General features: G+C 65.1%; 11 protein-coding genes. 8 read left to right on the forward strand and 3 right to left on the reverse strand.

What is annotated here, in order from left to right; translation table 11 throughout:
- Positions 1 to 3 precede the first annotated feature (3 nt).
- The 7 genes from VFC51_13215 to VFC51_13245 all read left to right on the forward strand — a co-directional run bounded on the left by VFC51_13215 (position 4) and on the right by VFC51_13245 (position 8,749).
- Positions 4 to 1,041, forward strand: a complete 1,038-nt coding sequence (locus tag VFC51_13215; GenBank protein HZT07985.1) for an ABC transporter substrate-binding protein — start codon at positions 4 to 6, stop codon at positions 1,039 to 1,041.
- A 174-nt stretch (positions 1,042 to 1,215) separates the two neighbouring features.
- A complete protein-coding gene (locus tag VFC51_13220) occupies positions 1,216 to 2,679 on the forward strand; it encodes a UbiD family decarboxylase (protein ID HZT07986.1) in 1,464 nt (487 codons plus the stop codon).
- The gene (locus VFC51_13225; GenBank protein ID HZT07987.1) at positions 2,680 to 4,395 is read left to right on the forward strand and encodes a peptide ABC transporter substrate-binding protein; all 1,716 of its coding nucleotides are present in this window, start codon (positions 2,680 to 2,682) and stop codon (positions 4,393 to 4,395) included.
- Between the two features lie 56 nt (positions 4,396 to 4,451).
- A complete protein-coding gene (locus VFC51_13230; protein HZT07988.1) occupies positions 4,452 to 5,315 on the forward strand; it encodes an alpha/beta hydrolase in 864 nt (287 codons plus the stop codon).
- Positions 5,316 to 5,337: 22 nt separating this feature from the next.
- A complete protein-coding gene (locus VFC51_13235; GenBank protein ID HZT07989.1) occupies positions 5,338 to 6,660 on the forward strand; it encodes a Rieske 2Fe-2S domain-containing protein in 1,323 nt (440 codons plus the stop codon).
- Positions 6,661 to 6,679: 19 nt separating this feature from the next.
- Complete coding sequence (locus tag VFC51_13240) at positions 6,680 to 8,119, forward strand: UbiD family decarboxylase (protein HZT07990.1); 1,440 nt, start codon at positions 6,680 to 6,682, stop codon at positions 8,117 to 8,119.
- A gap of 258 nt (positions 8,120 to 8,377) precedes the next feature.
- Positions 8,378 to 8,749, forward strand: a complete 372-nt coding sequence (locus tag VFC51_13245; protein ID HZT07991.1) for a helix-turn-helix domain-containing protein — start codon at positions 8,378 to 8,380, stop codon at positions 8,747 to 8,749.
- A gap of 61 nt (positions 8,750 to 8,810) precedes the next feature.
- On the opposite strand, the gene VFC51_13250 is transcribed toward VFC51_13245, so the two are convergent.
- The 3 genes from VFC51_13250 to VFC51_13260 form a co-directional block, all read right to left on the reverse strand.
- The gene (locus VFC51_13250; GenBank protein ID HZT07992.1) at positions 8,811 to 10,121 is read right to left on the reverse strand and encodes a Rieske 2Fe-2S domain-containing protein; all 1,311 of its coding nucleotides are present in this window, start codon (positions 10,119 to 10,121) and stop codon (positions 8,811 to 8,813) included.
- A 10-nt stretch (positions 10,122 to 10,131) separates the two neighbouring features.
- Positions 10,132 to 10,839 (reverse strand): SOS response-associated peptidase, encoded by a 708-nt coding sequence (locus VFC51_13255; protein HZT07993.1) that lies wholly within the window; start codon positions 10,837 to 10,839, stop codon positions 10,132 to 10,134.
- Between the two features lie 137 nt (positions 10,840 to 10,976).
- Entirely contained in the window at positions 10,977 to 12,317 is a 1,341-nt protein-coding gene (locus tag VFC51_13260; protein ID HZT07994.1) for a DUF6789 family protein, read from the reverse strand.
- Between the two features lie 75 nt (positions 12,318 to 12,392).
- On the opposite strand from VFC51_13260, the gene VFC51_13265 reads away from it, so the two are divergent.
- A partial coding sequence (locus tag VFC51_13265; GenBank protein ID HZT07995.1) for an MFS transporter occupies positions 12,393 to 13,316 on the forward strand: 924 nt, incomplete at its 3' end.

The following is a 13,316-nucleotide window of genomic DNA, read 5'->3' on the forward strand; positions in this document are numbered from 1 at the left end:
CGAATGAGTGGACTGGACCAGCCGCTCCTCATCGCCACGACCGGCTACCACGTCGGCCACCAGCGATCGATCCGGGTGGCCGAGGAACAGGGCTATTTTCGTGAGGAAGGGCTGACGGAATACGTGTACGACTACCGCGGCCTGATTCCGGGCCCACTCGAACGCGAAGGCCTGGCGCTCGCCATGAAGGAGCACGGCGTCGACATCGCCTGCGGCGCCAACGTCGATTCGGTCGTGCACCAGTGGGCCAAAGGCGAAGAGCTGTTCATCGTGGGCGGCTGGCGCTACATGACGCGGCCCAAAGTGATCAGCGGACGAGGGATCACGCGCCCCGAACACCTGCGCGGAAAGCGCATCGGCCTACGCGAGCTGGGCGGCCTCTCGGACCGTCTGATCATCGTGGCGCTCATTCGGGCAGGTATCGACCCCCGCACGGAAGTGGAGTGGGTCATGGACCCGGTGTTCGCATACCCGGACTCGCAGGAGCATGCGGACATGTTGCGGACCGGGCGGGTCGATGCCATCACGACGAGCGGGAAATTCGCGGACCAGCTCGTCAGCGAAGGGTTCAACCTGCTGCTCGATGGAGGAGCCCCAGAGCGCCGCCGCAGGCCGGGGCGCGCGATCGTGGCGACCCGCCTTACGATCGAGCGGCGTGCGGCAGAGCTGACCGCGTTCCTCAAAGCAAACCTTCGCGCATTCTGGTTTTGGGGAGACCCCAGGAACTTCGACTACCTCTACGATCTCGAAACGCGCATGCGCCGCGACTTCACCCACAACGAAGACGAGCGCAAGCTGCGGATTATGCGGCGCGCCCCGAATATGGAAGACAGCCTGATGCCGCTGGACGGGCAGGTTGACCCCGGCGAATTGCAGGCCGTCATTGACGAGATGCGCCTGCTCGGCGAGATCGACACACCGATCGACGCGCGCCAAATCTGGCGCGGCGAGTGTATGGAGCGCGGATTCGCCGAGCTGTGCACGCGCGATTCGCTCCGGGACACGATCAGCGTCGTGCGCGGAGCCATCGCGGCGTCGTGACCGGCCCACCGCGTGGCAGCGCGCTCGCGCTGGCGGTCGAGCATCTCCTCCGCGCACCCACCCACCACGAAGTCGGACCGCGCGCTCGATTCAGAGCGGCTCGCCGCGCGGCATTGCCTGCCTTGGGGATCCCGACCACGGCATGGTATACGATTGGCCCAAGGAGGCATATGGATGCCATACCAATCGTTGGGCCAGTTCATCGACGCGGCTGATCGAATGGGCGATGTCAAATTCATCCAAGGCGCGGACCGGGACCGCGACGTTGGCTGCCTGACGGAGCTGGGCGCCGAGTACAGCGGACCGTTGCTCGTGTTCGATCGATTCGATGGATTCGACCCGACCTTCCGCGTCGCGAGCAACGTCCACAACAATCGTCGTCGATACGCCCTAGCCCTCGATCTTCCTCCCGATGCCCATCCCATCGAACTGGCGAAGATGCTCCGCCGGCGGCAGCGCGGTCTGGAGCTCATTGCACCCACCATCGTGGACGACGGCCCGATCCTGAGCCAGCAGCTCGCTGGCGACGACGTGGACGTCGGTCTCTTCCCGGCGCCAACGTGGCATTCGCGGGATGGCGGGCGCTACATCGGAACGGGAGACATCATCCTCATGCGCGATCCGGAGACGGGGCTCGTGAACTACGGCACGTATCGCGCGTGCGTCCAGGGGCGCGATCGCCTGAGCGTTTGGATCCTCCAGCACAAGGCCGGTCGGATCATCGCGGAGAAGTACTGGCGCGCGGGCCTGCCGTGCCCTGTCGCCGTGGTTCTCGGGTGCGAGCCGGTCACATTCCTCGTCGCGACGAGTGGCCGGACCGGCCGCAAGTACGACTACGCCGGCGCGCTGCGCGGAGAGCCGGTCTCCGTGCTTCCGGGGACCGCCACGGGAATTCCCGTCCCATCCGAGGCCGAGATCGTGTTCGAAGGCCACATCCCACCGCCGGAGGAAGAAACTGCGGCGGAGGGACCCTTCGGAGAATGGCCCGGCTACTATTCCCACACCGGGCCCGAATGCGTAATCCGTGTCGAACGGATCTCCTACCGAGACGAGCCCATCATCTACGGGAGCCCGCCGCTCCGGCCGATCCTGCACTGGGACAGCGATCTGCCGGGGAATGCCGCGCTCATGTGGGAACACTTGGAACGAAGCGGGATCAGCGACGTGGCGGGGGTGTGGGGACACTGCAACGGCCTGATGGTTGTGATCGCCCTCCGACAGCGCTACGCGGGGCACGCTCGGCAGGCGCTGCTCGCGGCAGCCGGTTTGCGATCCGGCGCCAGCATGTACAGCACGTACGTGGCGGTGGACGACGACATCGATCCATCGAACATGCGCGACGTGCTGTGGGCGCTGTGCACGCGCGTGAATCCCGACCGGGCCCTGCAGGTGATCCCGTCCGCCTGGACGAGCGATCTCGATCCGCGGCTGACCCCTGTCCAGAAAGAATCGGGCGACTTCACCATCGGCCGGACCTTGATCGACGCGTGCCGCCCGTTTGCATGGCGCGAGAGCTTTCCTGACAGCAACGTGTTCTCCGCGGACGAGCGCGCCGACGTAAGCGCGCGCTGGCGCTCGCTCATCGAGGAGCTGGCGCACTGGCAGCCGACGCTGCGCGCAGCCGCGGTGGGTTCGTAGATGGCGGGTGTGGCGCGAAACTGGCTCCCGGCAGTGGGGCTCACGCTGGCCATCTTTCTCGCCGCGTGCGCGCCCGCGCCAGCCCTGCGCCAAGCGCCATCCGCGGACTCCGCCGCGAGCCGCGCCCCCAAACGCATCACCGCGGCGGTCAAGAGCGAGCCCAAGGCGCTCATCTCGCGCGCCAACCAGAGCGGAATCGTCCTGGCGGGAGCGGACGAGCTCGAGCAGATGGTGAGCGCCGACATGGTCATGCCGGACGCGCAGGGCCAGCTCATCCCGCAGCTCGCCGTTGCCGTGCCCAGCCTCGACAATGGCCTCTGGACTCTCTCGCCCGACGGACAGATGGAGACGACGTATCAGATCAAGCCGAACACGCGCTGGCACGACGGCGTGGCGCTCGACGCGGACGATCTTGTCTTCACGCTGCAGGTTGTTCAGGACCGCGACCTTCCCTACTTCCGGCAGCTCGCATACGACTCCATCGACCGCGTTGAGGTGGTCGCCGCCGACACCGCGCGCGTGCGATGGAAGCAGCCGTTCGTGGAAGCGGACCAGCTTCTGAGCCAGCGTGTCACGACGATCCTGCCACGCCACCTTCTCGAGGCGGCGTACACGGACGACCGGGCCAACTTCGAACAGCTCTCCTACTGGAATCGCGACTTCGTCGGGACCGGACCCTTCAAGCTGAAGGACTGGACAACCGGCAGCGGCGCTGTGCTCCAGGCCTTCGACGACTACGTGCTGGGTAGGCCGAAGATCGACGAGGTGGAGATCAAGTTCGTCACCGATCCGGCGACGCTGGCCGCGGATCTCCTCGCAGGCGCCGTCGAGGTCACGCTCGGCAGGAACATCTCCCTGGATCAGGCGCTTCAGATCCGCGACCAATGGCGTGACGGCACAGCCGAGATCGGCATGAAGAACTGGATCATGGTGTACCCGCAGTTCATCAATCCCAACCCGCCCGTCGTTGCCGAGGTGCGATTTCGGCGAGCCCTCATGCGTGCCATCGACCGCAAGGAAATGGTCGATAGCCTCATGGCTGGCCTCACCTTGGTCGCGCATACCGTTATGAACCCCGGGCAGCCAGACTACGCGAACCTCGAGAAGGAGGCTCCACACTACGATTTTGACCCGCGCGCGGCGGCGGCCGCGCTCCAGGAGCTTGGCTACGTCGCGAGCGAGGACGGCACCTTCCGAGACTCGTCCGGCCAGCGGCTATCGCTCGAGATCCGAACGACCCAGGGAGACGATCTTCAAGAGAAATCGATGTTTGCGATCTCGGGCTACTGGCAGCGCCTGGGGATCGCGATGGAGCCCGTGCCAGTGCCACCGCAGCGGTCCCAGGACCGGGAATACCGGAGCACGTTCCCGGCATTTGACCTGAAGCGCCAGCCCAACGACGTCGACGCGTTCCGACGGATGCACAGCTCGAAGACGCCGCTCCCCGAGAACAATTTCGTTGGCGACAATTATTCTCGCTACCGCAATCCGGAGTTCGACGCACTGTTGGACACCTACTTTGTCACGATTGGTCGCGAGGAACGGATTCGCGTCGTAGAGCAAATTGCCTTGCACATCGCCAGGAATTTGAACCTCATGGGCATCTTCTACCAGGCCGAACCAACGATGGTGAGCAATCGACTGCTCAACGCCCACGTCGCGCAGGTTGGCGGAACCAGCTACATCGGGAACGTCTACGAGTGGGACGTGAAATAGTCGGGTGACGAAGAACCCACCCAGCACGAAAAGGCAGGGAAGAAAGGACGCAGGCGATGACCGAACGATCCATCTGGGTGCATCTTCTGGGCGCAACAGTCAACTATTGCGATGCAAAGGGCATGCGCACGCGCTACATCGAGGCGGGTAGCGGCGAGCCGCTGATCATGCTCCACGGGAGCGGCGGCCACGCCGAGGCGTTCCACCGCAACGTGGTGCCCCTGGGCGAGCATTTCCACGCCTACGCCATCGACATGGCGGGCCACGGCTATACCGACTCGCATCCGACCCTGGCAGGCACGGAGGGGATCGTCGACCACATCCTCCGATTTATGGATACTATGGGCATCGCGCGCGCGCACCTCGCCGGCGAGTCCCTCGGAGGAGCCGCCTCTGCCAAGCTCGCGCTCGAGCATCCGGACCGCGTGGACAAGGTCGTCTACATCACGGGCGCTGGCCTGGAGATGGGGGAGGAGGCGGCGAAGTTGGCAGCGCCCGGGCGCGAGTCGTTCGCCCGACTATCTGCCGCGGCGCTGGGGAATCCGACCCCCGAGTCCATCCGCGCCAGACTCGCCTGGCTCTTCGCCGACCCGGAAAAATCGATCACCGACGAGCTCGTCGACGTTCGCTACACGATCTATGCGCGACGCGCTGCGCTTCCGAAGCCTGCGGCGACCGCCGCTCCCCCGCAGCAAGGAGTTGGCGTGAGCCTCACCCCGGAGCGCCTCCGGCAGATCAAACAGCCGTTCTTCTTCCTCTGGACGGACCACAACCCGTCCACCCCATGGCAGGTGGCCGAAATGGCGCACAAGGAGATGCCAGGCTCGCGATTCCACGTCATCCAGAATGCTGGCCACTGGCCACAATACGAGCAGCCAGCCGAGTTCAACCGGCTGGTGATCGACTTCTTGAAGAGCTGACCGGCTCTCTGGAGAACGCGCCATGCTGACGGAAGAGGAAAATCGACTCCTGACCGAGACGGGGCCAGGGACGCCCTGCGGGGAACTGATGCGCCGATACTGGCAGCCCGTCGCGCTCTCCGAGGAGCTGCCCCCGGGTGGAGCGCCGTTGCCCGTCCGTCTTCTTGGAGAAGATCTCGTCCTCTACCGGCCCGACGCGTCGGACGCCGCAGGCTCGCCAGGACTCTTAGGCGCTCACTGCGCACATCGGGGCGCCGACCTGAGCTACGGCCGCGTCGAAGGTGGCCGCTTGCGCTGCATCTACCACGGCTGGCTGTACAACGGGGCCGGGCGTTGCATCGAGCAGCCCGGCGAGCCGGAAGGATCGACCTTGCGCCAGAGCATTCGTCAGATCGCGTATCCCTGCCAAGAAAAGAACGGCATGATCTTCGCGTACCTTGGCCCGGGCGATCCACCCCTCCTGCCCAACTACGACTTCCTGACCCATGGCGAAGAGCACGTGTTCGCCACAAAGATCTACAGCGACTGCAACTACCTCCAGGGGAACGAGGGCAATATCGACCTCCTCCATGTCTCGTTTCTCCACTACAGCCAGCGTGACCTTCAATCCCCGGATGGGGCGAACACGCCGGGGGCGAACGGGACGCTCGCGGAGCTATCGCACAGAGGTTCGGCGCCCTACAACGAGCGGTGTGAAGGCGAACTCGTGGACGTGGGCTTGCGAGTATGCAAGATCCGCACGTTAGGGCCCGACCGTAACTACATTCGCGTCGGCACTTTCATGCTGCCCAACATGTACGCGTTCCCCGCCGGCGGGCTCAACTGGCACGTTCCCATCGACGATACCCACCACTGGAAGTACGTCGTATCCTTCGATCGCGACCAGCCGTACGACAAAGAGCAGCTCCGCCAGAATCGCGATCTGTTCACACCCGCGCCGAAGTTCCACCCGATTCCCAATCGCTCGAATCGGTATCTTCAGCGCCGTGAAGACATGCGGGCGAGGAGCTACAGCGGGATCGACATGCGCTACTTCGCGGCACAGGACCTCTGCGCTACCGAAGGCGCCGGCGCCATCCAGGATCGAACGCGGGAGCACCTCGCACCCAACGACGCACCATTGGTCATCGCGCGCAAGCTCCTCGTTTCGGCCATGAGGGACGTGCAGGAAGGGCGCGATCCCCCAGCGCTCGTGCGCGACCCCGCGAAGAACCGATTCCCCTCTGTTGTGGCCACCTTTGGCGTGATCCCCGCCACGACGAGCTGGAAAGAGCACTGCCGCGCCCTCATTGACCGCGGCGACGCCTGGGTGGGCCGACCGACCTTCACGGCAACGCTGACCTAACGACATCGAGGAGCAAAGAATGGCCCTGGTGGATCTTCGCACCCTGCTCGAGCGGGCAGGGGCGATTGGGGAGCTTCGGACCATCGACGGCGCCGACGCAAACCTGGAGATCGGCGTCATTGCCGAGCTTTCGCTGCATGCGAACGGGCCGGCCCTCCTGTTCGACGCGATTCCTGGTTATCCGACGGGCTACCGCGTCGCCGCCAATGTGTGCAGCAGCCACCGGCGCGGCCTGCTCGCCCTCGACCTGGACCCCGAGATGACGCTGGACCAACTCATGCGCGCGTTCAAGGCGCGGTGGGCAGCGTACAAACCTGTGCCACCGGTCGTGGTCGACGACGGCCCGCTGCTCGAGCACATCCAGTCGGGACAAGAAGTCGATCTGATGCAGTTTCCTGTCCCCATCTGGCACGAGGGCGACGGTGGCGCATACATCGGAACCGGCGTCGCGGTGATCAACCGGGATCCGGACAGCGGCTTCGTCAACGTCGGGACCTACCGCGTCCAACGACACGATCGGGCAACAACGGGCATCTTTTCCGAGCCGGCCAGCGACGGTCGACGGATCATGGAGAAGTACTGGGCCGAGGGCAAGGCGTGCCCGGTCGCGGTGTCCTTCGCACCGGAGCCACTGATCTTTCTCGCCGGGTGCTCGGCCAGCGGCGTGCCGAAATCGACACCGGAGTACGACTACACCGGGTTTCTCGCCGGGGAGCCAGTCCAGGTCATTCGGGGGAGTGTGACAGGGCTGCCCATCTCCGCCCACTCTGAGATCGCCATCGAGGGTGAGATTCCGCCGCCAGAGGTGGAGACACGGCCGGAGGGCCCATTCGGCGAGTGGACCGGGTACAGCGAGCCGGCACCCACCCCCGAGCCGGTCATCCACGTGAAGGCGCTCTATCATCGGACGGACCCGATCCTCTATGGCGCGCCGCCACTGTACAACCGCGACGGGTACGTGTTCACCCTCCCCATTCGCCAGATCACCGGCATGCTCTCGCGGTTTGAGGCTCTCGAAATTCCCGTTCGCCGCGTAAAGGCCTTCGGTCCGTTGAGTTGCACGGTCATCACGGTCGAGCAGCAGCACGCGGACGACGTTCCGCGCCTCATGGATGCGCTGGACCGCATGCACGGACCAAGCCGTTTGTTCCTCATCGTCGACGACGACGTTGATATCGAAGACCCCTGGCAGGTCCTCTGGGCCGTTTCGACTCGTTTTGACCCGAACGAGGCGAGAACAAGCGTTGTGGAGAGCGATTGGCTCCTCGATCCGCTTCGATCCATGGCAGATCGGGTGAGCCGGCGACCGCTACCCTACAAGCGGATGATCATCAACGGCTGCCGACCGTTTGCGCAGTTGAAGGAGTTTCCACCGGTCAACCGGTTCAGCCCGGGCCGGCGAAACGCGGCGTGGACGAAGTGGCGCATGGGCGAGTGGCTGTCACCACCCCATATGTAACGGCGGAGCGCGGGGAAGAATCCAGGGCACCGTTGCGCATCGTCCGCAGTAGACGGCCGCTTGACCTCCATTGCACATTACTCGCATCTTTGAGGATTCTTAGCCACTTCTTAAAATGTGCGGATTTGTAATGCAGCTTTATGGAAACGTAATGTAAGATATCGAGTAACGTTCGGGAAATGGCGAAAAAGGGCAAGGAAGCGAGAAACTTCAGTCCACTCGGAGAGTGGATCCGCACTGGACGATGGAGGATACGCGATGGCAGTGAGCGACCTGTACGGCGCATGTGATCGATGTGCCGACGTTCCCGCCGTGTTAATCGACGCCTGGCGAACCGCCATTCGCGAGGCCGGCATCAGGTCGGCCCTCCACGGCGGTCCTCGCTCCTTTCTGCCCCCAACGGGGCTGACGCCGAGCGAGCGCCGTCTGCTCACCGCGCTTCGCCTCGCCGCCCCGACGCCGGTCACACAGCGCGGCCTCCTCGAAGCCATCGACGGCGGCCGCAGCGGTGAGAACAGCATCCGGTCCCACGTCCAGCGGCTGAGAAGAAAAGTCGAGCCGCTCGGCTATGAGATCCGAAACGTGCGCGGGCGCGGCTACTGTCTCGCGGGCTGGCCGCAGACGCCGTAGCCTCGGCACCGCATATCACTACTGGCGCGCACCGGGTGGCGGCCGCATCTCGCTCTGCGCCTTACACGCCACCCGGATTGGTGCCGGCAATAACCTCGCGGTGCAGCGCACTCGCTTCGAACCACGATTCGCCCGCGGGGACCATCACGGCGGCGCCGCGCACACGGTAGAGCGAGCCGTCCATCGCGGATTCCGGAGCGATACCCTGATCGCGAAGGGCGAGCGCCGCGGATAGAAGCCGCTGCCGAACGCGGATGACCCCCAAGTCCGAGGTCCCGAGGTGCTCGTGGGTCCGATCGCAGATCGGGCCCATCGTCTCCTGGACGGCGGCGTCCTGGGCCCAGAACTCGGGAATCCCCGAGAAGAACGTGCTCCGCTGGAGGGCTCGGTCCAGGAGAAAATCGTTTTCCATGCCGGCCCTCGGCCGCCATGCGCCAAACGGCTGGCTCGTCGGCGGGAGGAACTTGCCCTCTCCGACGTAGCCTGCCCCAGAGCCGGCTTTCATCCGACCGATCTCCTCATCGGTCAGGGGGCGCAGCGGGTGGAACGTGACCGAGAAGAGCACGCTCGTCTCGTCATCGATGGGCACCCAGGCGCGCGTGTGGCGAATCGGGTTCTCACCGTACGGGCCGGTCATGGACCAGAAGGGCATCAGAAACTGCGTGATGCGCCAGTAGCGCAGCGACTCATCCGCCACACGCCCCGCGCCGATCACCACGCCGTAGGGCGTATCCATCACTTCGAATCGCGGATGCGTGTCGCGGGTCCGAATCAGGTCCACCTGGCCGCGTCCGTTGCCACCGTCGAAGCGCCGGTGCACGAACGAGACGTGGCTCTGATCGATCTCGCCCTCCAGCGCCTGTAGCCAGTTGCAGTGCTGGACGCGCTTGGCCTGGTAGCGGCGCTCCGGCGGAACGGTCATCCACTCGAGATCGGGGAGGGGTGGCGCCGGCCGCCCCGGCCCCATGTAGACCCATACAGCGCCACCGACCTCGCGAGACGCGTAAGACGTCACCCGGACCTTGTCCTTGAAGTTGCTTTCGGGCGGCTCGTTCGGCATGTCCACGCATCGGCCATGGACGTCGAATTTCCATCCGTGATACACGCAACGGAGACCCGCCGCCTCGTTCCGGCCGAAGAATAGCGATGCGCCGCGATGGGGACAGTGAACACCGAGGATGCCTACGAGCCCATTGGAGTCACGAAAGGCGATCAGGTCCTCGCCCAGCAAGCGCAGGCGGAGCGGGGGCCCATCCCGCTCCGGCAGCTCGGAGGAGAGGAGCCCGGGCAGCCAGTAACGCCGCATCAGCTCGCCCATGGGAGTGCCCGGGCCTACGCGCGATACGGCTTCGTTTTCTTCTTGACTGAGCATCGAGTCCTCCTCAAGGGGATACGGCCGATTTGAGCAGCTCTTCGCCGTACGGGTCCGGCTCGATGATGCGCGGGCTGTCGTTGCGGACGTCGTTGACGAGACGCGAGATCGGATACGCGTACAGCGCGTCATCGGCGCACGGGACAAGAAGGCGCTGAAGCTCCCCGATGTCAGCCAGCGTTGGATCGAGCCAGGGGCGTAGCGCGTCATCGTCCAGAATGACGGGCATTCGGTCGTGAATGGGCGCCATCGCTTCATTTGCCGTCGTCGTAATGATGGTGCAGGTGTGGACCGGCTCCGTGGTCTCCGGGCTCCGCCACGACGACCACAAGCCGGCGAAGCTCATGGGAAAGCCATCGTTCCGCTGGATCGCGTGGGGAACCTTGACTTTCCCCGCGCGCCGCCACTCGTAGAACCTGCTGGCCGGAACGATGCACCGACGATGAGCGAACGAGTCCCGAAAGGCTGGTAGCGTCGCGACGGTCTCCGCGCGCGCGTTGATCAGGCGATTGCCGATCGACGCGTCCTTCGCCCAGAAGGGGATTAGGCCCCAGCGGTGGTGCGTGAGAGACCGGACGCCGTCGCGCTCTACGATGACCGGGACGTCCTGTGAGGGCGCGACGTTATATCGAGGCCCTGGGTCAATGGCATCGACCACCGCCTGGTAGCGCAACGCGAGCTGAACATATTCGGGCTCGACTCCGTAGCGGCCGCACATCTCCGTCCTCCCAAGGCCAGAGAGAATGTACGCGGAGCCGGACGTCCTCTGCAATCCGAGCGACGCCGTCGGCGCTTTGCGCGAATCCGCGTCTACACGCCGGATGCGCGGCGATCGGTCTTGACCCGCGCGCGGCGCTACGCGTCCGTGGAGCCGGAGCGATGCTCGCGATGCGTGAACGGCGGCTCGCTGGGAGTGAGCCCCGTCATCGATCCGACGAAACAGCCGAACGCACCGCCCAGGATCACCCCGAGGGCGAGAATCGCCAGCGGCGGCGTTCCCATGAGCTGCCCCCCGGGACCGGCAACGTCCGCCAGCGCGACGACCGCGCTGATGATCAGACCCACGCATGCGCCGATCACGATCCCTCGCGCCATGGCGCGCTCCAGACGGTCGGACGCCAAGCGACTGTCGCGCTCCCAGGAGTGAGGAAATTGATCGGCCGGCAGCCCCCCGAGCGGTCCATAGAGCGCCCCAAGGGTAATGCCGTACGCCAGGTGAAGGACGAGGTTCCCCAAAGCGGGCAGGGGTCCAGCTCCGAGTGCCGCGCCGGCGACGCCGCCGCCGACAACGGGGAGGAACACGAGGAGCGATAGCGCCCAGGGCAAGAGCGAAAACTCAAGCCCCTTGCGCCAGCTCGGCCCGCTCAATTTCCGCTCGACCACGCCAGCGTACACCAGCGCCCAGACGACGCCGACGACGACGTGAATGATCCCGGCGAGATACAGGCTGCTCGAAGCGAGATCCAGCACGCGGTTCGTGCTGAGCGCGTCGCACCATTGTCGAACCACCCCGAGCAAGCCAGACGAGACGGGGATCCCCGCGATCAGCCGGGCGATACCGAATGCGCTGAAGAAGATCACCGACATCACGATGCTTGCCATGAATCCGGAGATGATGGCCCGCGCAACCCAAATGAGGTGAGACGGCCTGTAACCCGCGGCGCGCTCCTCGCGCGTTGGCGCGCCCACGTCACCGCGGTGGCGCTCCACCCGCGCGCGCGGGGCGCGGTACAGCTCGAGGTCGAGCATGTGCGACGGGTCATGGTAGTAGACTCGTTCGTCAGTGAGGTCCGGCTCTCGTTCCATTCGTTCGAGGGCATTTCGTACGGCATCCTGGGCGTGGGCGCACATGGCCGGCCAAATCTGTCCGCCCGCCACGACGAATGTGTCGCCGATCGCCGGGACGTTCCCGATCTGACATGTGCCCTCGACTCGAGCCACTTTTCCCCACGCGGCGATCTCGCCCGGGACACCGCGCTCGATGGCCGTCTGGATGGTGCTATCGCCCTCGCTGCGCTGTGCCAGCCGCTCGATGGCGAACGCGCCCAGGCCGAGAACGAAGACGATGGGAAGAAGCCCGGGCCCGAGAAAGATCGTTGCCAAGAGCGTGAGGACGCAGAGCGCAATGAGGATGACGAGGATGACCGCTTCGATTCGCTCGGCGATCGAGTGCCGAGTCCGCATGTGTGACACCATGGCCTGCCTCCCGCCGTATCCTTCGGGTCTATCGCTTGAAACCATCGCCGAAGGTTGCGGAAGGTTGCGCCAAAGTTGACAGAATCCAGCTCGGGCGCGCAGCTGACCATTGCGCGGCGCGTGGCCTACCTCGGCGGCTCGTTCAGCGTCGGCGTGTACAGCGCATTCAACAACTACACGATGTCCTTGTGGCTCACCAGCTTCACGACGTCGTACGTCATCATCAGCCTGCTGGGAAACTCCAAGTCCGTCGAGGGCTCGATCGTGTCGCCGCTCTTTGGGGCTTGGTCGGACCGCATCTGGCTGGGCTGGCTTGGACGGCGCCGCCCTTTCATTCTGGTCGGTGGGGTCCTCTCCGGCCTCCTCATGGCCATCACGCCGTGGGTCGCCCGGTGGCCCGCCCCCCATGGACTGGGCCTTCCACCAGACGTCCAGCAGATCCTTCCCATCATCGTCGTGGTCTTTCTGTTCACGTTGACGTTCAACATGGGCGACGATCTCCACAAGGCACTTCGCGCTGACCTAACGGACGACGCCGAGCTCAATCTGATGTCGTCGCTGGCCACCATCGTGGACATCGCTTCCCAGGTGGGCATACTCGCTCTTGGATTCTGGCTGTGGAACGATAGCGTGCCCGATTGGGCCTTCCTGCTCGCCGGGGGCCTGGTCGCCGCCGGGGCGCTCGCGACAACCATTGGCATCACCGAGCCGGAGCCGATCGTCTGGGCCGAGCGCATGGCGGGTGCGGAGCATGAGGCGCTTTCCGCGTTGGACATCCTGCGTCGCTACCGGGGTGCGCTCGTGTTTTGCGCCGTGACGCTCGCATATTGGTCCGGGGTCAACGCCGTGCTGCCCCTGCTGTCCATCTTCGTGCGCGACATCCTCCGCACGAGCGCGGGCGAAGCACAGCTGCTGCCCGGGCTCCTCCTCTTGAGCAGCACGCTCATGGCGATTCCGGTCGGCTGGCTGGGAACCCTGGTCGGGAAGCGACGGGTCCTG

The sequence above is a fragment of the Chloroflexota bacterium genome, assembly GCA_035652535.1.
Classification (GTDB): domain Bacteria; phylum Chloroflexota; class UBA6077; order UBA6077; family SHYK01; genus DASRDP01.

Coding starts and splice junctions, on each gene's coding strand:
- VFC51_13215 (HZT07985.1), top strand. CDS start 4: ATGAGTGGACTGGACCAGCCGCTCCTCATCGCCACGACCGGCTACCAC.
- VFC51_13220 (HZT07986.1), top strand. CDS start 1,216: ATGCCATACCAATCGTTGGGCCAGTTCATCGACGCGGCTGATCGAATG.
- VFC51_13225 (HZT07987.1), top strand. CDS start 2,680: ATGGCGGGTGTGGCGCGAAACTGGCTCCCGGCAGTGGGGCTCACGCTG.
- VFC51_13230 (HZT07988.1), top strand. CDS start 4,452: ATGACCGAACGATCCATCTGGGTGCATCTTCTGGGCGCAACAGTCAAC.
- VFC51_13235 (HZT07989.1), top strand. CDS start 5,338: ATGCTGACGGAAGAGGAAAATCGACTCCTGACCGAGACGGGGCCAGGG.
- VFC51_13240 (HZT07990.1), top strand. CDS start 6,680: ATGGCCCTGGTGGATCTTCGCACCCTGCTCGAGCGGGCAGGGGCGATT.
- VFC51_13245 (HZT07991.1), top strand. CDS start 8,378: ATGGCAGTGAGCGACCTGTACGGCGCATGTGATCGATGTGCCGACGTT.
- VFC51_13250 (HZT07992.1), bottom strand. CDS start 10,121: ATGCTCAGTCAAGAAGAAAACGAAGCCGTATCGCGCGTAGGCCCGGGC.
- VFC51_13255 (HZT07993.1), bottom strand. CDS start 10,839: ATGTGCGGCCGCTACGGAGTCGAGCCCGAATATGTTCAGCTCGCGTTG.
- VFC51_13260 (HZT07994.1), bottom strand. CDS start 12,317: ATGGTGTCACACATGCGGACTCGGCACTCGATCGCCGAGCGAATCGAA.